Here is a 23,774-nt window from a genome sequence, read left to right on the forward strand (position 1 = left end):
GGTAACAGATAAGTTAAGTATTTTATAGCAGATGTAGCAAAATAATTCAGTAAAAAGGGAGGATAAACAAGTTATTTGCTTAAATATTGTTCACCAGTGTCTAGGTTAAGTAATGTCATGTTCCCACCCCAGACACAACCTGTGTCTAATGCAATTATATTTTCAATATTAGTCACCCCCTCAAGGGCTGCCCAATGTCCAAATACATAACGGTTTTTATCATTTTTGAAGCGGCTATGGGTGAACCAAGGTTTTAAAGCACTTTCTCTAGGCTTGCCTTTTTCAAAAAAATTCAAGTTACCTGACTGCTCTAAGAAACGCATTCTTGTTAAAACATTAACAATGATTTTGAAGTTTGTTAAAAAATCTTTATTTGGGGAGTAAGCGGGATCTTTGCTGCCATACATATTTTCAAAAAAAAGATTTGCTTCGTGACTCTGGTAATTATGCGTTGCTGTTTGGGCATAATTCAGTGCTTGTTCAATACTCCAATAAGGGTGAATACCCGCGTGAGAAATAAATGTAGATTGGTGTTCAAGGTAGACAGCGAGTGGTTGCGTTCTTAAAAAAGAAACATAGTGTTCGCATAATTTACTGGAGAATACGGAAGCTAGCTTATCTTTCGGGTTGGGTTGTTTGCCAATTAGGTAACAAGCAATAAAGTGAAGGTCATGATTACCAAGAGTAACGGTCAGCGCATCTTGATTTTGATATACAAAGTCTAGACACGAAAGTGAGTCGGGACCTCGGGCTATAAGATCGCCCACAAGGTAAAGATGATCTCTACTTGGGTTGAACCCCACTTCAGAGAGCAACTTAATGAAGGGTGTAAAACACCCTTGTAGATCACCGACTGCGTAATTGGCCATAATTAATGGAGAATATTCGGACGTGCTAATCTAAATACATCGATCGGAGCTTGGAACTCAGTACCAAACTCATTTCTCATAACATAGTGACCCTGCATGGTACCAACCGGTGTATCTAAAACTGCACCGCTGGTGTAAGAATATGTTTCACCTGGGGCGATTGTCGGGCGTTCACCAACGACACCTTCACCTTCAACTTCTGTTTCTTTGCCATTTGCGTCAGTAATGAGCCAGTAGCGACTTTCTAGTTTTGCATTACATAAACTATGATTTTTTATAGTAATAGTGTAAGCGAAAACATACTTATCTTTTTCCGGTTGAGATTGGTGCTCAACGTACATGGTTTCTACAGATACCTTTATAGGCGATCCTAAGTTACTGCTTGTTGTCATAAATCCAATTTGCGATATCAATAAATTGAGCTAAAGATAAACTTTCTGCACGTAATGATGGGTCAATGCCAAGAGATGTTAGTTCATCAGCGGTTAATAAGTTTGATAAGCTATTGCGCAGCGTTTTTCTGCGTTGATTAAACGCTTCCAGGCAAACCGTGTTTAAAAGCTTTGTGCTTTTTGCTGTACGTTGCTCAGCTTTCTTAGGGATTAATCTTACTACTGCCGAGTCGACTTTAGGAGCTGGCTTAAAACATTCTGGCGGCACATCAATCACAGGCATTGCATGACAGTAATACTGAGTCATGACACTTAAGCGCCCGAAAGCTTTTGAACCCGGACCTGCTACCATGCGTTTAACTACTTCTTTTTGTAGCATAAAGTGCATGTGTTCAATGTTGTCAACAAACTCAAATAAATGGAATAGCAATGGTGTTGAGACATTGTAGGGTAAGTTACCGAACACCTTAAGCTTTTCATCTTCGCGAATTAGACTTGCGAAGTCGAACTTCATTGCATCACCTTGGTGAACGGTTAGCTTAGGTCCTAGGAATGGGTGTTGCGTTAACCTTTCTGCTAAGTCTTTATCGAGTTCAACGACGGTTAATTGACCACTTAAATCAGTTACGGGTTCTGTAATAGCACCCAAGCCTGGACCAATCTCAACTAGATTATCAGCAGGCTTCGGATCAATCGCGGTGACGATTTTATCGATGATCATTTCATCGTGTAAAAAGTTTTGTCCAAAGCGTTTACGCGCTCTGTGACCTAAATGTACTTTATCTGTCATTAATTCATTGCTTTTTTTGAGGCGAGCTTTATAGCTTCGCGGATCGCTAAATCAAAGCTACCTACTTCAATTTGCCCTGTGGCGGCTAAATCTAGAGCTGTGCCATGATCTACGGATGTTCTAACGAAAGGTAAACCTAGTGTAATATTCACTGAGTTACCAAAGCCTTTGTATTTTAGCACAGGCAAACCTTGATCGTGATACATTGCGAGCACTGCATCAGCATTATCAAGGTATTTAGATTGAAACAGTGTATCGGCCGGTAGGGGGCCAATGAGAGACATGCCCTGATTATTCAGTGCATCGAGGGCTGGTTCAATTGTTTCAATTTCTTCTCTGCCTAAATGACCACCTTCACCGGCATGCGGATTGAGGCCACAGACTAAGATTTTTGGTTGAGCAATACCGAACTTAGTCTGTAAGTCATGGTTAAGAATATTTATGACTTTCGTAAGGCGATCGTGTGTGATTGCTCTAGAGACATATGCCAGTGGAATATGAGTTGTCACAAGCGCAACACGTAATCCTTCTGTGGCGAGCATCATAACAACATCTTGGGTATTTGACTGCTGAGCAAAAAATTCAGTGTGGCCACTGAAAGATATGCCAGCTTGATTGATTATACCTTTATGAACAGGACCTGTAACAACTGCAGCAAATGTGCCGTCCATGTTCTTTTGTGATGCGACTCTGAGTGTTTCTAATACGTATTGACCATTCGCTTCATTTAACTTTCCAGGCGTGACTTCTTCCCCTTTTTCAATTTGCAGATAAAACAAACTACCTGCAGGGGCAACAATCGCGTCCTCTTTTTCATCAAAAGGGATTAGGTTGATTGTTTCACCTAGCTCTTTCGCTCGCTTTTCCAAGATAGTTTTATCTACGACAGCAACGAGTTGAACAGGCCAAGATTTCTGCGCAAGCTTAATAACTAAGTCAGGTCCAATGCCTGCGGGTTCACCAGGTGTAATAGCGATACGAATGGTCATATATTACCTATTCTGTAGGAAAAACATCAATGTTTGCTTGTTCTCTCATTTCACTCATCCAACGTAAGCTTTCTTCTTTAAACTTTCGATTATAAAGGATGCCATGAGCTCTATTTTTCTTTGCAAGGTCAGTTTTATCAGCCACTCGCTTATCAAGTAGTTGTACAATATGCCAACCAAATGTTGATCTAAATGGTTCACTGATTTCATTTTTATCAAGCGAAAGTAGCGTATCTCTAAATGCAGGTACGTAAGTCGTTGGATCTGTCCAATCGTACTCACCTCCTTTCAATGCAGAACCAGGATCTTCTGAATACTCCTTTGCTAAGTCTGCAAACTCTGCATCACCAGCACGTAGGTCTTTAACGAAACCAGCAAGCATAGAGCGTGCTTTTTCTTCACTTAAAATAATAGAAGGTTTGATCAAAATATGTCGAGAGCGAACTTCTGTTGTTTCAACAACCTGTCTGCCTCGAATGTCTTGAACTTTTAAAATATGGAAGCCTGCACCTGAGCGGAGTGGTCCGATAATGTCATCTTTCTTTTTACCTTTAACGGCTTCAGCAAATAAAGATGGCATTTCATTGATTCCCATCCATCCTAACTGACCACCATCAAGTGCTTTAGCACCGCTAGAAGAAGCAATTGCGATGCGTTTGAAATCTTTTCCATCATTCAAAAACTCAATAACTTTGTTTGCACGGTTTCTGGCATCATCTAATTCTTCTGGTGATGCTTTGCTAGGTACTTTTACTAAAATATGGCCAATATCGTACTCTTCTGATTGACCAGTTTGTTGCTCTAGGATGGTTTGTAAATTTGAAATTTCTTGCGGGTTAATGTAAATACGACGGTCAACATTTGCACGTCGAACTTGGCTTATAGTAATTTCTTGCCTAATTTCTTCACGGTAAGCCTTAAAACTTTCACCGGTCGCTTCAATAGACTTTCTCAAGTCAGCGATTGTTGCCCCTTGCTCAGAAGCAATATTTGCTAGTGTTTGGTCAAGTTGAGCATCTGAAATTTCTAATCCCATTCTTTCAGCTAACTGTAATAGAAGAGATTGATCTACTAGTCTATCGATCGCTTGTATACGCAGTGTACTATCAGAAGGTAATTGAGTATTTTGCTCTTTTGCTTGTTGTTTTACTCGAGAGATAACTTTATTAACTTCGCTTTGCAGAACGACACCATCATTCACGGTAGCGACTACTTTATCTAATTGCACCCGTTCAGCTAAAGCAGCTTGACTGAAGCCTAATCCCATCAGGGCGGCGATTAACAACGTTTTTAAATTCATAATGCTCTATTGTTTTACTAGTTATTCAAAAAATAAGGTCGACGGTAGCCAAAAATACCCTGTTGCAATAATTGACTTACATCATTGTTTGATTTACCACCCAACCCTTTGAGTACAAAGTTAAGACGAATGCTGGTATCAAAGAGAGCCTCATCTTGGTTAATTGTTTTATTTAAATCGGTTTGGATTTGTCTGTTTCCAGTGAGCTGAACAGCCCAACAGCAGCTTTCATATTGCAAACCTGCAAAAAACTCAGTGCTTCTTTTTGACACTAAATCTCTGTGATAGCTTGCAATCAATTGCCATTGTTGGTTGATAGGTACACTGGTAAAAAAGCCAATTTGATCAATTTCATAACCTGAGACATCGTTTGCATACCGATGGTTCAATTGCACTAGCTGATTTTTATCACCTTTATAGTCAATTGTTGCGTGAGATTGAATTAACTGTTTAGTGTCAGCATCGTATTGAATGCCCGCAGATAAGTACCATCTACGATGCCAATGTATCATGCTTTCCGCAGCAAACAAGGCATTATAGTTTGTTTTATTCAAAGGGTTCTGACGAGTTGGCTTGACATTATTATCTAAATAAATGATTTGACCGATACTTAAATTAAAGCGCTCTTGGTTCTTATTATCAAAAATACGGGTGGTTGCGCCTACAGTAAACTGATTAGCTTGAGCGATGCGGTCGACGCCAGAAAAGCGCTGTTCTCTGAATAGACCAGCAAAGTCATCCTGCATTTTGGTCGTATCATAAAGACCGATATTGTCTTGGTCTTTCTTAGGCACATACAAGTATTGCAGTTGTGGTTCTAGTGTTTGAACCCCATCATTAACAACAAATTTTGTTTGACGCTCAAGATTCATTTGAGCGTGTATTCTCAGCTTAGGTAAGGTTCGGCTTACTCTCTTTTTATACTGAGCCTCGTTGAAATCACCTTTTTGTTGATAGTATGTATGCAAGATACTTGCTTCTGACAAAAATGACCAAGCTGTGTCATTAATGGCGAAACTGGCCTTTGGCTCAATATGAAGTCTTGAAGCATCTGTGATGACTAATTCATCGTTTTTAAAATGACTAAATTCGCCATGTAATGACCAGTCAATCCCTTGCCATGATATTGAATCAGTGGTTTGCCAAGTTATTTGAGGCAGGGCAGCATACGACTCTTGGTGATCACCAAGTACTTCAAAGTTTTGTACTTTAATTTGTGCAGACCAAACATCACCAAGGTAGTCTAATGTTCCTGTTCGGTATAGTTGGGTATCTGTCGCATTACCATATTCGGAGTTTAAATCAGTTAAATAGTTATCATCACTGACATTAGTGATATCAACACTTGCACGCCATTTTTCATTGAAGTAACTATTTTGTTGCCAGAACAATAAATAACGTTCTTCTAATTCTGGTTCAGAATCATCTTTCTCTAAGAATTCGATCGCAAATAAGCCAGAATGACGAGGCGTTAAATATCTAAACTCTGTATTAAGCTGAATGCCTTTTTTAGACATGTATCTAGGCGTAATAGTCGCGTCATAGTTTGGTGCGATATTCCAATAAAAAGGAGTCGCTAGCTCTAGCCCATAGCGTTCTGAGCTTGATATAGTGGGTGCAAGAAGACCTGTTTTACGCCTGTCGTCAATTGGGAAAGTGAAATAAGGAATATAAATAACAGGAGTATCTAAAATTCTTAAAACAGCGTTGTAAGTTTCTCCCCAACCTTCGGTTTTAGACAAACTTATTGTGCTCGCTTCAATCGACCAAAATGGTTTATCAGATGGACAAGTGGTAAAGCTTGCATTCAGAAGGTCAATGCTATTTTCACGAGCAGATAATTGGGCGGCTCCACCATGACCTAGCTGTTGGGTAAGCTGATAATCTGCACCCATGAGGTCTATGTGATAATTATTTAAGTCAGCAAATAGTCCGTTACTTTGAACAAGCGTGTAGGGATCTTGATAAACTAATGGCCCTTCGGCATTAAGCTGTAAGCTTTGTTTGTTAAAGAGTGCTGAACTTGCAGAGAGTTGCATTTGCTCTGTGTTTATTACAACATTACCAGCAAATTGCGCACTCGTTGTATTATTTATTTTTACTTGATCAGCACGAATATCGATTGCATTTTTTGGTAAGCCTGTGAGAGGTTGCCACTGCTTAGGCATATTATTACTTTGGCAAAGCAAAGGCTTTTCAATCTCTGTTGCTGCAAACACTGCAGGACAGATAGGAAATAGTGCCGCGGTTAGCCAAATTTTGTTCATTAATTAACCTGTTTGCCAGTTGTTACCTCAAGGACAGCACATAATAAAGTAAAACAGAGTTAAATTCAGTAATTAAGAATGTAAAATTGTGATAAAGAGCGACAACAGAAAAACACAATTAGATGCTTTTCTAGCAAAATGCTTAGAAGAGCAACCCTTTTCCTATCAAGCGATAACCTCTGATGCGAGTTTCAGGCAGTATTATCGTGTGATAACAGACTCTAAAAACTTGATCTTAATGGATTCTCCAGTTGAGCTAATTGATAATCGACCGTTTGTGGGGTTGCAACAAGATTTCGCTGAGGCTGGGTTGGTTGTACCGCAAGTGATCGCAAAAAATTTAGAGCTAGGCTTTATTTTGTTGAGCGATCTAGGCGCTGAGCACTTGGCTGATCGTTTGAGCTTGGATAGTAGAATATCGGAGTACAAAACTGTATTGGATTTGTTACCTCAGATTGCATCCATTGCGCCGAGTCAGTGGATGAAGCCATATGATAAAGAGTTTATTCGTTTAGAAATTACCATTTTCAAAGAATGGCTACTTGAAAGGTGGCTAGGAATAGAGTTATCTAGGGAGTATTCACGATTTTGGCATGAGTTGGAAACAGTTTTGGTGGATATCATGCTAGAACAACCTCAAGTGACAATGCATCGAGACTTCCATTCCAGAAATATTATGAAAACATCGAGTGGATGGGCGTTAATAGATTTCCAAGATGCAGTTCAAGGTCCTATCAGCTATGATGCTGTATCTTTGCTCAAGGATTGCTATTTTACCCTACCGAAAGATGAGTTCGAACAGTTATTAAAATACAATTATGAACTTATGAGCAAGCAGGAAATGATGGAGAGCATGTCTTTTGAGAAGTACTGCTATTATTTTCATCTCACCGGTTTACAACGACACCTCAAGGCTTCGGGAATATTTTGCCGCTTGTTTTTAAGAGATAACAAAAAGGGTTATCTGCAAAATATCTTACCTACTTTAAGTTATGTATATGATGTTTGTACTCAGTATGAGCAATTTCAATGGCTTGCAACTTGGCTCGACAATGAGATAATCCCACTAATAAAGCTTAAATTAGAGCCGCAACTATGAAAGCAATGATCCTTGCTGCAGGTAGAGGCAAGCGTATGATGCCTTTGACCGCAGAATTGCCTAAGCCTATGCTAAAAGTTAATAACAAACCTTTAATTGAATATCATATTGAGCGTTTGAAAGATGCAGGGATCACTGACATTGTCATTAACCTTGCTTGGCAAGGAGATAAAATAGCGCAGTATTTTGGTGATGGCGCTCACTTAGGCGTTTCGATTGAATATAGCTTTGAGCCTGAAGGCGGCTTAGAAACCGCTGGCGGCATTATTAATGCGCTGCCTCTTTTGTGCAAAGAAACTGATAAATTTATTGTTATCAATGGTGATATTTTTACAGATTATAATGTCCATGCTCTAACACAGTTGGTGTTAGATGAGGGAGAAGCCCATATCGTTTTAGTCGAGAACCCTCCACATCATCCAGACGGTGATTTCACGCTGGGGTTAGCCAATCAAATGCAAAAATTCACCTTTTCAGGTATAGGCTTATACCAAAAGTCATTTTTTGATGCCTATGACAACCAGTTTTTAGCTTTGGGCCCTTTGCTAAGGCAAGGTATCGAAGAGTGCCGGGTATCAAGAGAGTTATATTTAAACTTATGGTCAGACATAGGGACCCCTGAAAGATTAAAGCAAATCAATGAGCAAGTAGGAATGGCATATGTGGGGTAAGCTACTTGGTACATGCTTTGGTTTTATGTTTGGCCGCTGGCTTGGCGCCGCACTTGGCTTCTGGCTTGGTCACTTATTTGACAAAAGTTTAAAGCAAGATTTTGATAAAGCAGGTGGTTTTCAGGGCTTTTTTGATAAAGGTGAATTGGACCAAAGGCAGGCATTGTTTTTTTCGAGTTGTTTTGCTGTGATGGGACATATAGCAAAATCTAATGGACGAGTAAGCGAAATCCATATTAGAGCAGCCACAGCCTTTATGGACGATATGGGCTTGCATGGTGAAGAAAGAAAAGAAGCTCAGAATGCATTTCGATCAGGCAAGTCGGGCGAGTTTTCATTAAAAGAATCAATTCGGGATGTGAAAGAAGTCTTCGGACGCCGCTATGATTTACTTCAGTTGTTCTTAGAAATTCAAATTCAAATGGCATTTTCGGATGGATATTTGGCGGAACAAGAAAAGCAACTTTTGCAACAAGTAAGCAAGTTGCTTGGTTTATCAAGCCGACATTTTCAGTTTCTATTGAATCGATATCAGGCTGAATTTCAGTTTAGGAAACAACGAAGTCAGCAGCAGGGTCAACAGTCAAGTTATCATTCAGAACAGCAATCAAATTATAGACATAGAGCTGAACCGCCTTCTTTAAACCGAGATAATGCTTTGGCCGTGTTAGGTTTATCGAAAAGCGCCAATGAAAAAGACATTAAACGCGCTTATCGAAAACTCATGTCACAACATCACCCTGATAAACTGGTTTCACAAGGTTTACCACCTCACATGATGGAAGTTGCAAAACAGAAAAGCCAAGATATTCAATCAGCTTACGAGTTTCTTAAAGCTAAGTAATATTCATAAGTGACTGAGAAACCCATTTACTACCTTTCTCAGTCTTTGATGTTGCCTTAGTTCGTGGCTTAGTCCAAATAACTCCCTTTGTCTGTAATCATATTTACTATTTCTTTGTGCCCAACGTTTTCTATTTGAAACGCTCTGCGTGATTGCAGGTCCGTCATAGCTATAATAGATATCAAGAAGCGGAGGGCTGATCAGCGACAAGGTTGCAGCTAAATCTTTATTGCGCTTGGGATGCGGAAGGTGTGCGCTAATGGTAACTAAAGCATCCACTGGCAGTTGAGGTTGTTCTGATATGAGTTCAGCAAATATACCTGCGCTAGTGCCGAGCGCAATGACAACAATATGTTCATCCGGCATTTTACTCAATTGTTGCGTCAGAGCTTGAAAACGTGCTGCCAGCTCATTTTTATATTCATTGAGCATGCTTTCGGACTGAAAAAAAACAGCTTTGGCAAAGGAACTGGGTTGCTGCTCTTGGGCAAAATCAGGTAATTCTAAGGATTCAAATAAAATATCGGGTGAGGGTAAAACATATGTGTCATAACCATCATCAGAAAGAGCGGTTTGTAAAAATTGACTGCCATTTGAAGAGAGTAATGGATGTCCAATATCAGGCAAAATAATAGCTATGCCACGTTTAGATGCGTTCATATAGGTTTTGAACAGCACCTCGAGTGGCTGCTCATTGACCGTAATATTAATCATGTTAGTAGCATCTAAATAGTTATTTAAATCTTGCTTAAGCCATACTTGTGGCGATGTTGGCATTATATGCTCACTCGATTCAGCTTTAGGCATAGGTGCAATAAATAACAATGTTATAAGTACGATAAAATAGGGCATAGCGAATTTAATCTGTTTGGATAATTAAATTATCGGACAAAGTGGATGTAACTTTAGACACATTATTAATTTGCTTTGAACAGTTTAGAATGGTTCTGGTCCAAACCAATTTAGGATAATATTATCCGCTGTTTAAATTAGGAGAAAAGGGCACTATGTCGCAGTTGCAAAGTAAGCGTGACTTTTTATTTTTATTTTTGAAAGGAGCTGGCATGGGCGCTGCTGATGTCGTCCCGGGCGTATCTGGTGGGACAATTGCGTTCATTACCGGTATATATACAAGATTATTGAACGCCATTAAAAGTGTTAATTTAGATGCACTTTTACTTCTAAAGAAAGAAGGGGTTAAAGCTACATGGCGTTATATAGACGGGACCTTTTTGGTTACGCTCTTTGCTGGACTATTAACAAGTGCAGCTTCTTTAGCGAAGCTAATTACTTATTTATTAGAGCATCATAAATTGCTTGTCTGGGCATTTTTCTTTGGCTTAATCATTGCCTCTTTTATCTATGTAGCCAAACAGGTTAGAGCATGGAATTTAAAGACCGTTGCTTGCTGTATTTTAGGGGCTTTAATCGCCTACACAATTACTTCGATGACTCCAGCAGAAGCTAATCCCAGCTGGTGGTTTTATTTTGTTGCAGGCTCAATAGCTATATGCGCCATGATTTTACCTGGGATCTCAGGTAGCTTTATTTTACTGCTACTGGGAATGTACGGCCATGTTCTGACAGCAGTGACAGAAAAACAATTTACGTTAATTGCGTTATTCTTGATGGGCTGTGTTGTTGGTCTGATGGTCTTTTCGCGTTTTCTGGCTTGGTTATTGAATCGCTTTGAGCAGTTAACTTTTGCATTATTGGCAGGCTTTTTAGTTGGCTCCTTGAATCTACTTTGGCCATGGAAGCAAGTACTGACGACTTACACTAATTCAAAGGGGATTGAAAAACCGCTTATGCAGCAAAATATTTCGCCTGCAGAATTTGCGACACTAAATGGGCAAGACCCAATGACATTGTTTTGTATTGCTCTTGCTATTGCTGGGTTGGTATTAATTTTAGCAATTGAAAAACTAACCGCGGAAAAATAGTAAATATAGACTTCTGTACAATTGGTAATCACGGCCATTGTGCTATTTTATTGCCTACTTAAATACTCTCTTTTGACTATCATAGTAGGCAAATAACATGTCTTTTCGGCGCTATACACCTCTATTTCTATTAGCTTTCCTAGCTAGTTTTACTCCCTCAGTGTGGGCAGCTGGTGCTCACCTAGATTTAACAAACTCAGTTGTCGGCTTTGCTGCAATTGCTATTTTTATTCTGGCATATACCTTAGTAATGCTCGAAGAAAAGTTGCATTTAAGAAAGTCTAAACCTGTGCTGGTTGGTGCTGGTCTGATTTGGATACTCATCGGAAGTTTTTATGTGAGTGAAAATATACCGCATGTTACCGAAGAGGCATTTAGACATAACTTACTCGAATTTGCCGAGCTGATGCTATTCTTGCTGGTGGCAATGACTTATATTAATGCGCTTGAAGAACGTCGCGTTTTTGATGCATTAAGGGCGTGGATGATCCGGAAAGGTTTTAACTACAAAAACTTATTCTGGATCACAGGCTTCTTGTCATTCTTTATATCGCCTATCGCGGATAACCTAACCACCGCTTTATTAATGTGTGCAGTAGTGATGAAAGTTGCTGAAGGTGACAAGCCTTTTATCAATTTAAGTTGTATCAATATCGTGATTGCAGCAAATGCAGGTGGCGCATTTAGTCCATTTGGTGATATCACCACCTTGATGGTTTGGCAGGCTGGCATGGTGACTTTTGGTGAGTTTTTAGTCCTGTTTATTCCTTCTTTAGCTAATTTCTTAGTGCCAGCAGCAATTATGAGTTTTTATGTTGAAAATAAGCAACCTACAGCTGCATATGAAGAAGTTGAATTAAAGCGAGGAGCTTTACGCATTCTCTCACTCTTCTTGTTTACTGTAGCGACGGCAGTCGCTTGCCATAGCTTCTTACATCTCCCTCCAGTCCTAGGCATGATGATGGGGCTAGGTTATTTACAGTTTTTTGGTTATTTCTTGAGAGTGACTTTACCCGGCTCTTTAGCTAGAAAGAAAGCCTTAGCTGAGCAGCAAGGGGATAAAGAACGTTTGGCTAGACTTGGCAGTGTTGTGCCTTTTGATGTGTTTAGTAAAGTTTCGCGTGCAGAGTGGGATACCTTGTTGTTCTTCTATGGCATAGTGATGTGTGTTGGAGGATTAGGGTTTTTGGGTTATTTGAGCTTAATGTCGGAAGTGCTTTACGGTGGGTGGTCGACCACGACAGCGAATGTATTTCTTGGGGTTATCTCTGCTGTAATTGATAATATTCCGGTTATGTTCGCGGTATTGACTATGCAGCCAGAAATGTCACATGGTCAATGGTTACTCATTACTCTAACTGCAGGTGTCGGCGGAAGCTTGTTATCTATTGGTTCTGCGGCTGGAGTTGCATTGATGGGCCAAGCACGTGGTTACTATACCTTCTTTGGCCATTTAAAGTGGACTCCTGTCATTGCACTGGGCTACGCAGCGAGTATTGCTTTACATTTGTGGTTGAACGCAGAACTATTTTAAATAGTGTGTAAGAGGACCTTTGTGGGCGGTGATAAATTCATCGTCCACAGGTTTGTTTTTAGAAACCGCTTCATTTAGGTCTGTTTTGGCTAGTTGGTTTGCGCTTAGACCAAGCATGATATTGTCATCACCGCTGAGAGCGCTATCAACAGCTTTTAAGCCAAGTTGAGTGGCGAGCACTCTATCTTCAGGGACTGGAGCGCCCCTTCTTTGCGTATGTCCCAAAATGCAAATCGCACTTTCAATGTCGCCTTGAGCCTTTAATTGCTCTTGGAGGGCACTGGCACCACCAGGCCATAAGTTTTCTGCAAGCACAACTAAATAACTTGCTTTGCGGTTAAGTTGTTGAGTCTGTATTTTTGCGATTAGATCTTTAAGTATTTCTCTATGATTTTCATTGTTGTAATTTTCGAATGAGAAAATACTCTCAGCACCGCAAGATAAACCGACTTGAAAGGCAATATGGCCGCTGTGTCTACCCATTACTTCAACAATGAAAGCTCGGTCGAATGCGTTTGCGGTATCCCTAATTTTGTCTATGGCTTGAGTTGCAGTATTTACTGCGGTTGCAAAACCGATAGTTTTATCACAACCATAAAGATCATTATCAATGGTGCCGGGTAAGCCGATAACTTGGCCTTGCCAGTGTGCTTTAATTGCTAATAAGCCATGGAATGAGCCATCTCCCCCGATCACAATCAAACAATCAATATCGTTTTTTAATAAGGTGTTACATGCTTGTTTTACCCCTGTTTCAGTCATCATTGCGGGGCATCGAGCACTTTTTAATAAGGTACCCCCATTCTTTATTTCTGCATTAACTAACTGACTAGACAAAGGTATAAAGTCATCTTCGATGAGGCCGTTGTAACCATGATAAAACCCCAAGCAAGATAAATTGTTGTATTCACAGCTAAGTACAATAGCGCGAATAGCGGCATTCATTCCTGGTGCATCACCACCACTGGTGAGTAAAGCGATTTTTTTCATATTGGTAGTCTTCAACCGAAGCAAGGAGGAGGGGTGGAATGGCCCTCGTCAGATAACGAGGGAGGCCATTACACGTATACTCAGGTTATGAAAGATTAGCTAGCGCTTCTTTCTGAGCTGTAGGTAGGTTATCAACAACTATCTGATAAGAGTCATCGATAAACTTTTTGATTTCGTCTTCAGGTACCGTGCCATCAAGGACAATCGTGTTCCACAGGCGCTTGTTCATGTGATAACCCGGCAGAATTGATTCGTACTTATCTCTAAGTATTAATGCTTCATCAGGATCACATTTCACATTTAACCAAAAAACAGGCTCATTGTTTTCGTCTAGTTGACCTTCTTTACCTTCGTAAAGGGTGGCAAACATTTTATGTTGCACTTTGTAAACATCGCTATCCTGCGAAAACGGCTGCGTTAGAAACGTGCCTGGTTTACTTTGCAAATAATCATGTACGCTTTGTTTATTCATAGCTCTTATCCTTGAAGTAACTATTAATTAAAACCACATGGTTTGAGTTTAGCACTTAATTCGTAAAGACAGTAATCTTAGGAAAGACATTTTAGTCAGTTTACTGAGTTTATTTTGTGTAACTTAATTGATATACAGATTAAATTACTCGATTGCGATGAATATCTCTCAAAAAACGCTTCAACATCATACTCAGTTATATTTGAGTATAGTTACTGTGCTAAACATCGCCATGACGACCAGTTAAAATTTCACTTACCTAACTATAAATCAGTTAGTTATGAAAAAATGAATAAAATAACCATTTTGCTAGTGAAATTATGGCTTGGTATTAAATTAAATAATGCAATATTTTGCAACAATAAAACGATCTTTTGTGCTTATTTCAATCTGGTTGCTGTATAATTCACCGTTTTTGGGGCTTCGTATGTTGGTATTGTTTAGTTTGTTATTAAGTACAATGGCAATTTATTGTGAAACGATTCGTCTGGGGATGCCAACGAAGCGATGGGTTGCTTTTAGCTTTGCTGTGGGACCAATTTGTTGGCTTTTTTTAAAAATGCATTACAGGATGGCTATTTTAAAAAAGATGCAGATGGGGAAGTTCCAGCCTTTTAGGGTTAGCTAACCACTTTTAAATTTGGTGTTGTCTGTTTGTTTTTTACTGATTTTTGCTGTTTCAAAAACTCAGTGAATTCTTCTGCTGAAAGGGGCTTTGAGTAGTAGTAGCCTTGCACTGTTTGGCAATTTAACTCTTCTAAAATGGCTAATTGATCTGCTTTTTCAACACCTTCCGCAACGACGTGCAGTTCTAGGTTTTGAGCAATTGTTACAATGGAGTCTACCATATTACGACCGCGTTCATTGTGCATGTCGTCGACAAATGCCTTGTCTACTTTCAATGTATTTAGGGGAAATTGCTTTAGGTACGCGAGTGAGGAATAACCCGTACCAAAGTCATCAATCGCCAAGTGTATACCTCTTGCACTGAGCGAACGCATAACGTTAATGGCTTCTTGGGGGTCATCCATTACAGTTCCTTCTGTTATCTCAAGCTCTAGAAAATATGATGGCAGATGGTTTTTCTGCAAGATGATATCAATCCTAGTTGTGAGATCAGGTAAACTGAATTGCTTTGCAGATAAATTGACTGCGACGCGTCCATCAAATAAGTCTTGATCTATCCAACGTTTAACGTCTTTACAAGCTTTATCTAGCACGACTTCGCCTATATCAATGATTTGCCCTGTTTCTTCAGCGATTGGAATAAACACTCCTGGGCTGATAATCCCTTTCTTTGGGGTAATAAATCTAACGAGTGCTTCCATACCTACCAGTAGACCGGATTTGATATCCATTTTAGGTTGATAATAGACAACAAAATGATCTTCTTTTAGACCAAACCTCATTAAGTTTTCGATTTGTAAACGCTTTACCGCTTGCTCATTCATTGAATCATTAAAGAATAAGTAGTGATTGCCTTTTTGTTTTGCATGATACATGGCTGTATCTGCATTTTTGAGTAATATTTCAGGTGTAGAACCATCTTCTGGGAAAAGTACAATACCAACAGAGGAAGTGATTACTAACTCATGATTTGCCATTTTGAATGGTGTTGCAATGGCTGCTAAGAATTGTTTTGCAGTTTTTGTGATCGTGTGTATGTCGTTTGTGCCAGTCATTACCAACGCAAACTCATCACCACCTAAACGATAAAAAGTGTCTTGCTGACGAGCGAGTTTGTTTAAGCGCATTGCTAGCTTTGCAAGTAAGCTATCACCAAGTTGGTGGCCTAAAGAGTCATTAATTTTTTTAAAGTTATCTAAATCAAATACTAAAAGTGCGTGGTGAACATCTTGCTGAGCTAATTTTTTTAAGTTGGTAAAAAACAAATTCCTGTTCGGTAAGCCTGTCGTCCTGTCTCGATTCGAGAGGTTATGGAGTTGCGACTCTGCTTTTTTGCGTTCAGTTAAATCTGAGAAAAGCACGACATAGTTTGTAATTTGACCATGGCTATTCTTTATTTCATCTATGCTAACTTCAATTGGAAGTAAGATGTTTTTGAAGTTTCTGAGCTTTAACTCTTCTTGCCAGTGTTCAGATTCTTTCAGGTTAGCTTTGATTTCACTTATATATTTCTCGTCATAACCAGGCAGGTTAAATTGTTTACCTAAATAATGTGTTCTTAAGCCACCAAATAGTTTTAAATAACTAGGATTAACATCAACCAATTGATAGTTTTTATCATAAATAGCTACTGCATCAGTTAATGACTCTACACATTTAGCAAATAAGTTGAGACGCTCCTCAGTACTTTTTAAATGACTGATATCTCTTACTGTTCCTGTCATCCTAACTGGGTTTAAATTAGCGTCTTTCTCTATAATTTTACCTCGGTCGAGCACCCAGTGATATTGGTTTAGGGTGTCTTTTAGCCGATAACTGGCCTCGAAAAAAGCCGTTTGCTCTGCAAAATGCTGTTTTAATAACTTATCTACTAATGGCAAATCTTGTGGGTGTATGCGGTGAGCGTTCGGCAAAAATAAGGCATTTTTTTCAGGTTGGTCTTGGCAAACCATATATTTATCATTGATACGAACAATTTCACCTGAGCCTATATCCCAATCCCAAAGCGTATCTCCACTGCCTTCAACTGTTCTTTTCAAACGAAGTTCAGACATGGCTAATTCTTGCTGTGAACGCTTTAGCCTGTGGTTTATAAAAAGCAAGTAGGTGATAAGTAATGTCATCAAGCCAGCAGGAATTAACCAATAGACACTAATGCCTAGACTCTGCTGATTAAACTCTAATGCAAACAAAGGTATGCTGAAAAATGAGCTTAATATCACTATGAACACCATTGTTGTTATATTTTTAATCATAGATATTTAATTCTCAGTACAACACTAATCTAATCTATGCTGAACTGAGAGTAAAGTAGATAACACTACCTTATCAATTGAAAGTTAACGTTGCATGAGAGTCTTTATTGTTTATCAGAGAGATAGCATTTTCTATAAAAACATCTTTTGTCAATGTTCTCAAAGCATCAAGCAACCTAGTTTGCATTGAAAAACCGTGGTCTTCATTGGTTATAGCAACCCAAAGACGTTGCGCTCTAAGTCGTAGGTTTTTGTCGTTTTCAGCGATTTGTAATTCTAAAGCTTGCTTAGCTTCCGAAAATGCCTCTAAGCTAAGTTCAGACAAGTGATTAACGAACATTGCGACAAACTCGTCGTGCCTTTGCTGCAATAGCTGACTCGAGTTGTTAGGAGATTGAACATAGAATGCAAGGCCTGCTCGAGTGTTAAATGGGGCGTAACCTGCACCAACTAAATAACCTAATTGTTGTTTTGTTCTTAATTCATCGAAGTAAAGGTGCTGAACAAGTTGATTAAGTAGCATCAATTGTACTTTCTCTTTTACTTGAGCTGATTTTGCTTGAATATAATATAACAACCCATGTTCAGATTGTTCTTTATGAACAGCATAATGAAAAGGCTGTTTTAGTTTTATTAGCGGTCGTTTTAAATCTTCTAAAATCTCACTGTCTTTAAAAGTGTGCTTAATATTTTTTAGCATATCTTCAGCGTCGATTTCGCGCCAATTTCCGTACATAAAGGCTTTAATATGTACGGCATTAAAAAAAGCGAGCCTAAATTCATTAAACTCATTAAACGTCACAGTTTTAAGGCTTTGCGCTAAGTCCTCTGGTGCAGGGTTCCAAGGCATAAGGTGCGCACCCAATACACTAAATAAGGCAGAAACAGGTTTATTGTGATTATGTTGTAGCCAATGTCTTGATAGCTGCTTTCTATATTCAGCAAACCGTATAGGGCTGATATCTTTTGTTAAAATGAAGTTCAGTAGTTCTATTGCAAACTCTGGCTGATTTGCTGACAAACCAGCAGTGTTAAGGGTCAAGCCACCTTGATGTGAAGTGATGTGGTAATTTAGACCAGCAAGTTCGGCAGAGTAGAAAGGCTCTGCGAGGCTATCCATTAATAGGTCAGCCATCAACCGAGTAAGCGCCATATTTTTAACACTACTTACTGCGACTTTTGAGTCTATTTCTATATAAAGATGGCCTTTTGTAACTTTGAATTCAGTATCTTGCTTGAACCAAAAGTTTAATCCATCCTTAAATTCTAGCTTTTTTGGTTTCGAAAATGACGCAGCACTTTCATGCAAAACTTGTTTAGCTTTTAAGTAAGGATTTACATCAGGTAGTGTCATCTCAGGCAGAGGTTGCTTAATTTTGTCCAGCATATCTAGCCAATGTACAGGTAAATCTTCTACTAAGTAGGCGGTGTTGTACCATTGCGCTTTTTTATTTGTCGTAACGCCTTGATGAATGAGCACAACACGCATGTTTTTCGCAGATAAATACCGACATAATTTTTTGTGTAACTGGGGCTCGAATCCAGTCATCACATAGTCACCGGCTAAGTAATCTGATTCGTCGAAGTGATGCATGTTAACGCTTAACGCATTGACCCATTCGACCAACTTACTGGGTTCTTGGTTGTCAAAAGCGATTTCTAATAAAGCCTGCTTGTCGGCGTAAAGTGCAGGTAATTTCTCGAAACTATGCTCAATTAATGTGATGTATTCGAATAACATTTCTATAATGTCTTCGTAAAATTCGATACCTTGCTCCGTTAGAGCAAAGCTAACATTGAAGTCTTTATAATTACTGCCATTTACACCGCCTCCTGCAGACAGTGCATTTATCCAACCTTGTGCTTTTAATATTGAATAAAGTGATCCCTCTCCTTCAAAGCCAATCAGATGTGCCAAAAAACTTAAACTCTTCGATTTGTACAACTTATGAATATTTGGCATAGCAAAGCTGACAATTAACTTTTGCATTTGCTTTTTAGGGGTAATATGAATGAGTTTGCCCATATCTTGCGCACGATAAAGTGGTACGTGTATAGGGAGTTTTGGCGCCTTACTGAAAGGAATACGAGTGAAATATTGTTGTGCAAATTCAGTTAACTCAGCGAGTGATTGAGGTCCTGCAATTACCAATGTCATCCATTGAGCAAGGTAATGCGTTTTGAAAAATTCACACAATTCATCTGAGATACAAGTGTCCCTATCATCTAAAGTTTGATGATTACCCACAGCAAATTTTGCAAACGGATGTGCAGGGTTTACAGTTTCTTTATGCACTTGGTATATTCGTCGACCATCATCTTTGGTCTTCATTTTATATTCGGCATCTATTGCGTTACGCTCACTCGTTGCCTGCTCTTTATCGAAAAGAGGGGCAATAAAAAATTGACTAAAGATGTCTAAAGCTGAGTTAAACTGTTGATGATCGCAGTCAAAATAATAACTACTGTGTTCAGTGCCAGTCCATGCATTACAGTGACCACCTGCTTGGTTGATGAATTGTGAAAAGTGACCAGGGTCAGGGTACGCTTTTGTTCCAAGGAATAGCATGTGTTCGATAAAGTGCGCCATTCCCTGTCGCTCTTCAGGATCGTCGAAGTGTCCAGCATTAATGGTAAGTGAGGCTGCAGATTTGTTTGAGAGATGATCTTGTATTAGTAGTACTTTGAGACCATTGTCGAGTGTAAGAGTTTGATAGCTGCGTTTATCATTGTTGCTAATTTTCAAGAGTCTGCCGCCGATATAAAAGTATGAAATGAGGCCAATTTGAACTAACTTACCGCTGCTAAGGTTCTTTGGGTTGTCATGTGTTTTGTTTTAATATAGCGAACAAAGTGGTTAAGTTGCTACCGCTTTACAGAAATTTATTACTCTAAGTGTTTGAGGTTTTATGAAAACAATCTTAATTATGCGCCATGGTGAAGCTGAACCGATGCAAGCTGATGATGCGTCAAGAGCATTGACCCCACGTGGAGTAAGTCAGGCGAGTGAAATGGCACTATGGATAAAAGCGCATTATCAACCTGATGCGCTACTTGTTAGCCCCTTTGATAGGGCGCAACAGACAGCTGCACAAGTTATTAAGCATAATGAAGTAAGTTATTTCGAAGTATGTAAAGACATAGTACCAAGTGGTGATGCCCGATTCGCGATTGACTACCTTGAAACGTTAATGAGTTTAAACCCAGAACTCGATACTTGGCTGCTGGTTGCACATATGCCTATTGTTAGTTATTTGGTTGATCAATTGAGTCCAGGAGATATGCCTATCTTTACTACAGCAGGGGTTGCTGTAATCCAATATGATGAAAAAACGAGAAGAGCGAGTTTTTTAAAAATAGTTTCACCTTCCCTCTGAGTTGTTTCTTTTTCACTCGAACCAGTCACTCTCATCTGCTTTTAGAAAAACATAAAAACCAACTGCTTTATGCTTGGGTACAGGACAAATGTCCTTGCTTGCTGTTTTGTTTGCGAAAATAAAAGTTGTTAAAATCGGTAATCTTGTAGATAAAATTTATTATTTTTGGCTTTTTAGGGGTTATTTGAAGCAAAATTGAAATTTGCTGTTATAATTATGCCCGTTAGATTCAGCCTTAGAATTCGTTTTGCACTCTCGTTTCTAAGGTCCGCATTATACCCAGAGTATAGGCGAAAAATTGAACTAATCACGCCAATGTGATACGGCGCCCATATTTTACCGTTGAACAATAGAGTGCTTATAAAAGGTTTACCCCAAACATGAAAGCAATCAAAAGATCTACGTTAGCAGTTTTAGTGAATGCTGCGTTGTTCTCTACTGTAGCAAGTACTTCGTTCACGTCGCATGCTGAAGAGCAAGAGGCTAAAAGCAATAAACTTGAGGTGATTCAAGTAACAGCACGTAAACGTGTTGAAAATGCGCAAGAAGTACCTGTGTCTGTGTCGGCCCTACAAGGCGATGGATTAGATGCATATAGCTCAGCGGGTATGGATATTCGCTTCATGAACGCAAAAATCCCAAGTTTATCTGTTGAATCTTCATTCGGCCGTACTTTTCCACGCTTTTATGTTCGTGGCTTGGGTAATACCGATTTTGACTTGAACGCGTCACAGCCTGTGTCTCTAGTTGTGGACGAGATTGTTCAAGAAAACCCTATTCTTAAAGGTTTCCCTGTATTTGATATCGAGCGCATTGAAGTACTGAGAGGCCCACAGGGCACATTGTTTGGTCGTAACACACCAGCAGGCCTTGTAAAGTTTGATTCAGTCAAGCCTAGTCAAGAGTTTGATGCTTACAGCGCAGTGTCATACGGTAGTAAGGGTTCTATCGATTTTGAAGGTGCTGTAGGTACTGGTCTTACTGATCGTTTATCTACACGTGTATCTTTACTTGTTCAAGATCGTCCAGACTACATTGACGTTAAAGCACCAGGATTTGAAAAAGAAGATTCTCTAGGTGGCTACAATGAAAAAGCGATGCGTGTGCAGTTCTTATATGAAGGTGATGACTTCACTGGTCTTTTAAACTATCACAAACGTGACCTAGACGGCCGTCCAATCGCTTTCCGTGCAAATCTAATCGAGAAAGGTTCAAATAACATCAACCCTAAATATGATAATGATGTTGTTTACCATGATGCCGCTTCACGCTCTACTCAACAGGTAGATACACAAGGCTTAAGTCTTAAACTTGAGTGGGATTTAAAAGAGCATACAGTAACGTCGATCACTGGTTGGGAAAGTGCTGAAATCTATTCTCGTGCAGACGTCGATGGTGGTTATGGTGCTGCGTTCATCGGTTTCCAAGGTCCAGGTGTTATTCCTTTCCCTTCTGAGACTGCTGATGCGATCCCTGAGCATGACCAATATACACAAGAGCTTCGTTTATCAAGCAACTTCTCTGGTGATATGAATTACCAAGTTGGTGTGTTCTTATATGAAGAAGATTTAGTGATCGAGAGTTTTAGCTTCGATACGCTTTCTTGGGACGCCAATGCAAATAACTATGGTTTGCAAAATGGCTATGCAGTACAAGACCAAAGTACTTCGGCTTGGGCACTATTTGGTTCATTTGATTACACAGTATCTGATGACTTAAAAGTAACCGCTGGTATTCGTTACTCTAACGATGAAAAAGAGTTCTATGCAAAACGTACTAAATCACCAGTAGGCGCTGCAGATTTCCTAGAAGGTTCTGCAAACCCAGATGACAGTCATGTATCTTGGGACTTAAGTGCAACGTATAAGTACACTGACGATATTAACCTATTCGCACGTATTGCTAATGGTTTCCGTGCACCGAGTGTTCAGGGTCGTATCTTATTCGGTGATGAAGTAACGGTTGCTAAGTCTGAAACGACTAACTCAATTGAAGCAGGTATCAAGTCTGACGTATTAGACGGCCAAGGTCGTGTGAATGCGACAGTTTTCTATTATCAGATGAATGACCAACAGTTAACAGCTGTAGGTGGCGGCGCTAACTTTAACCGCTTAATCAATGCCGATAAGACAACTGGTTACGGTATCGAGCTTGACTCAGAGTGGGTTTTAACTGACGAGTTAAACGCAACATTTAACCTGAGCTACAACAAAACTGAGCTGAGCGATAAAGACCTAGCTGTTCAAGTGTGTGCTCAGTGTACGGTAACAAACAAAGTAGAGAACGGTTTAGCGGTTTTAGATGGTAACAGCTTACCACACGCGCCAGAGTGGATTGCGAATGCGACACTTCGTTATACCAAAGAACTTGAGGGCGGTGATTTCTTCGTCTACTCAGATGTATCTTACCGTAGCGAAATTGACTTCTTCTTATATGAAGCGGTTGAGTTCAAAGGTGAAGCGTTATTTGAAGCAGGTGTACGTGCAGGTTACCAATGGCTAGCTGGCGACAACGAATATGAAGCGTCTGTATTTGTACGTAACTTATTTGACGAACAAGTGGTTATTGGTGGCGTAGACTTCAATAACAACACAGGTATGTTAAATGAAGAGCGTTACATTGGTGCTGAATTTAAAGTACGCTTCTTCTAATCTTATTTCGAAATAGAAATTTGTTTTAGTAAAAACCCGCATTTTCGCGGGTTTTTTTATATTTCGAAAACATAGTATTTAGTCTTATGCCAATTATTCCAACCCGCTTAACTAAGTGGTCTATTTTGAAGCAAGAAAACCTTGTTGGTAGCACCGCTCACGCGTCCTGCTATCGCTGAGGTACCTACATCCATGTAGGCAAGGCAAATATTTCGTTATTTAGTTGTTCTAAATGAGAAATCTTTAACGCAGCTATCATCAGGTTTAATCCCTCAAAGTGATTAAGTGTTATTGCGGATTGGTATTACCCTCAAATAAGTCACATTGAGGATTGGTATTAATAAAATGAGCTGGTAAAGTTGCCCTAAATTGAAAGTAAGAGAAAAATTATGTCTGGATTTTGGAATTACCGTGTTATTTTTTGTGAAGCAACTAAAGATGAAGCGGCGCTTTATCAAATTCACGAAGTTGAATATAACTTAAATGGTAAAGTAACAAATTGGTCTGAAACAGGTGCTGCACCTTTTGGCCGCACAGTTGAAGAGCTTCAAGCTGATACAGATCGTTTAAAGTCTGCGTTTGAAAAGCCAATCTTAAAAGTAGTACGCCAACCTCGAGGCTATACGCTTGTAGAGGTTGAGTCAGGTGAAGAAGCCACAGCAGAAGTACCTGAGAGTTTAAAGCAATAAGCTAAAAGCAATCAA

19 protein-coding genes are annotated in these 23,774 nt (G+C 39.5%); 8 read left to right on the forward strand and 11 right to left on the reverse strand.

Annotation, left to right across the window (positions count from 1 at the left end; genetic code table 11):
- Positions 1-71 precede the first annotated feature (71 nt).
- From PP2015_RS05025 to lptD, 6 genes are read right to left on the reverse strand one after another with little or no spacing between them, the layout of a single operon-like run.
- Positions 72-869: a symmetrical bis(5'-nucleosyl)-tetraphosphatase gene (locus PP2015_RS05025; protein WP_058029232.1), complete on the reverse strand. Its 798-nt coding sequence runs from the start codon at positions 867-869 to the stop codon at positions 72-74.
- A gap of 2 nt (positions 870-871) precedes the next feature.
- Positions 872-1,261 (reverse strand): Co2+/Mg2+ efflux protein ApaG, encoded by a 390-nt coding sequence (gene apaG, locus PP2015_RS05030; protein WP_058029233.1) that lies wholly within the window; start codon positions 1,259-1,261, stop codon positions 872-874.
- Positions 1,245-2,051 carry a 16S rRNA (adenine(1518)-N(6)/adenine(1519)-N(6))-dimethyltransferase RsmA gene (gene rsmA, locus PP2015_RS05035; protein ID WP_058029234.1) on the reverse strand — a complete coding sequence of 269 codons (807 nt, stop codon included), beginning with the start codon at positions 2,049-2,051 and terminating at the stop codon, positions 1,245-1,247. The genes apaG and rsmA overlap by 17 nt, the downstream gene beginning before the upstream one ends.
- Positions 2,051-3,040, reverse strand: coding sequence for a 4-hydroxythreonine-4-phosphate dehydrogenase PdxA (gene pdxA / locus PP2015_RS05040; RefSeq protein ID WP_058029235.1), 990 nt, complete (start codon positions 3,038-3,040; stop codon positions 2,051-2,053). The genes rsmA and pdxA overlap by 1 nt, the downstream gene beginning before the upstream one ends.
- Before the next feature lie 7 nt (positions 3,041-3,047).
- Positions 3,048-4,340, reverse strand: coding sequence for a peptidylprolyl isomerase SurA (gene surA / locus PP2015_RS05045; RefSeq protein WP_058029236.1), 1,293 nt, complete (start codon positions 4,338-4,340; stop codon positions 3,048-3,050).
- A gap of 17 nt (positions 4,341-4,357) precedes the next feature.
- Positions 4,358-6,607, reverse strand: a complete 2,250-nt coding sequence (gene lptD, locus PP2015_RS05050; RefSeq protein WP_058029237.1) for an LPS assembly protein LptD — start codon at positions 6,605-6,607, stop codon at positions 4,358-4,360.
- Between the two features lie 88 nt (positions 6,608-6,695).
- Between lptD and PP2015_RS05055 the strand changes: the two genes are divergently transcribed.
- From PP2015_RS05055 to djlA, 3 genes are read left to right on the forward strand one after another with little or no spacing between them, the layout of a single operon-like run.
- Positions 6,696-7,706 carry an aminoglycoside phosphotransferase family protein gene (locus PP2015_RS05055; protein ID WP_227009188.1) on the forward strand — a complete coding sequence of 337 codons (1,011 nt, stop codon included), beginning with the start codon at positions 6,696-6,698 and terminating at the stop codon, positions 7,704-7,706.
- The gene (murU, locus tag PP2015_RS05060; RefSeq protein WP_058029238.1) at positions 7,703-8,377 is read left to right on the forward strand and encodes an N-acetylmuramate alpha-1-phosphate uridylyltransferase MurU; all 675 of its coding nucleotides are present in this window, start codon (positions 7,703-7,705) and stop codon (positions 8,375-8,377) included. Before PP2015_RS05055 ends, murU begins: the two co-directional genes overlap by 4 nt.
- Positions 8,367-9,221, forward strand: coding sequence for a co-chaperone DjlA (gene djlA, locus PP2015_RS05065; protein WP_058029239.1), 855 nt, complete (start codon positions 8,367-8,369; stop codon positions 9,219-9,221). The genes murU and djlA overlap by 11 nt, the downstream gene beginning before the upstream one ends.
- Before the next feature lie 3 nt (positions 9,222-9,224).
- Here the strand turns inward: djlA and PP2015_RS05070 are convergent, their stop codons facing one another.
- Positions 9,225-10,028, reverse strand: coding sequence for a DUF3530 family protein (locus PP2015_RS05070; RefSeq protein WP_169792715.1), 804 nt, complete (start codon positions 10,026-10,028; stop codon positions 9,225-9,227).
- A 200-nt stretch (positions 10,029-10,228) separates the two neighbouring features.
- Here PP2015_RS05070 and PP2015_RS05075 point away from each other — a divergent pair, with 200 nt between their 5' ends.
- Together PP2015_RS05075 and nhaD are read left to right on the forward strand one after the other, a co-directional pair.
- Entirely contained in the window at positions 10,229-11,164 is a 936-nt protein-coding gene (locus PP2015_RS05075) for a polyprenyl-phosphate transporter (RefSeq protein ID WP_058029241.1), read from the forward strand.
- Between the two features lie 97 nt (positions 11,165-11,261).
- On the forward strand, positions 11,262-12,698 hold the full coding sequence (gene nhaD, locus PP2015_RS05080) for a sodium:proton antiporter NhaD (protein WP_058029242.1): 1,437 nt from the start codon (positions 11,262-11,264) through the stop codon (positions 12,696-12,698).
- Here nhaD and PP2015_RS05085 read toward each other — a convergent pair.
- From PP2015_RS05085 to PP2015_RS05110, 4 genes are all read right to left on the reverse strand, one after another.
- On the reverse strand, positions 12,690-13,688 hold the full coding sequence (locus PP2015_RS05085) for an ATP-dependent 6-phosphofructokinase (protein ID WP_058029243.1): 999 nt from the start codon (positions 13,686-13,688) through the stop codon (positions 12,690-12,692). The two genes, nhaD and PP2015_RS05085, sit on opposite strands and share 9 nt — an antisense overlap.
- 85 nt (positions 13,689-13,773) lie before the next feature.
- The gene (locus PP2015_RS05090) at positions 13,774-14,160 is read right to left on the reverse strand and encodes an MmcQ/YjbR family DNA-binding protein (protein ID WP_058029244.1); all 387 of its coding nucleotides are present in this window, start codon (positions 14,158-14,160) and stop codon (positions 13,774-13,776) included.
- A gap of 620 nt (positions 14,161-14,780) precedes the next feature.
- Entirely contained in the window at positions 14,781-16,910 is a 2,130-nt protein-coding gene (locus tag PP2015_RS05105; protein ID WP_405127327.1) for a putative bifunctional diguanylate cyclase/phosphodiesterase, read from the reverse strand.
- 205 nt (positions 16,911-17,115) lie between these two features.
- Positions 17,116-19,788: an insulinase family protein gene (locus PP2015_RS05110; protein WP_058029248.1), complete on the reverse strand. Its 2,673-nt coding sequence runs from the start codon at positions 19,786-19,788 to the stop codon at positions 17,116-17,118.
- A gap of 163 nt (positions 19,789-19,951) precedes the next feature.
- Here PP2015_RS05110 and sixA point away from each other — a divergent pair, with 163 nt between their 5' ends.
- The 3 genes from sixA to PP2015_RS05125 all read left to right on the forward strand — a co-directional run bounded on the left by sixA (position 19,952) and on the right by PP2015_RS05125 (position 23,759).
- Positions 19,952-20,419: a phosphohistidine phosphatase SixA gene (sixA, locus tag PP2015_RS05115; RefSeq protein WP_058029249.1), complete on the forward strand. Its 468-nt coding sequence runs from the start codon at positions 19,952-19,954 to the stop codon at positions 20,417-20,419.
- Positions 20,420-20,799: 380 nt separating this feature from the next.
- Entirely contained in the window at positions 20,800-23,070 is a 2,271-nt protein-coding gene (locus PP2015_RS05120) for a TonB-dependent receptor (protein ID WP_058029250.1), read from the forward strand.
- A gap of 389 nt (positions 23,071-23,459) precedes the next feature.
- Positions 23,460-23,759, forward strand: coding sequence for a hypothetical protein (locus tag PP2015_RS05125; protein ID WP_058029251.1), 300 nt, complete (start codon positions 23,460-23,462; stop codon positions 23,757-23,759).
- The last annotated feature ends 15 nt before the right edge of the window (positions 23,760-23,774 follow it).

It is taken from the genome of Pseudoalteromonas phenolica, from assembly GCF_001444405.1.
Lineage (GTDB): Bacteria > Pseudomonadota > Gammaproteobacteria > Enterobacterales > Alteromonadaceae > Pseudoalteromonas > Pseudoalteromonas phenolica.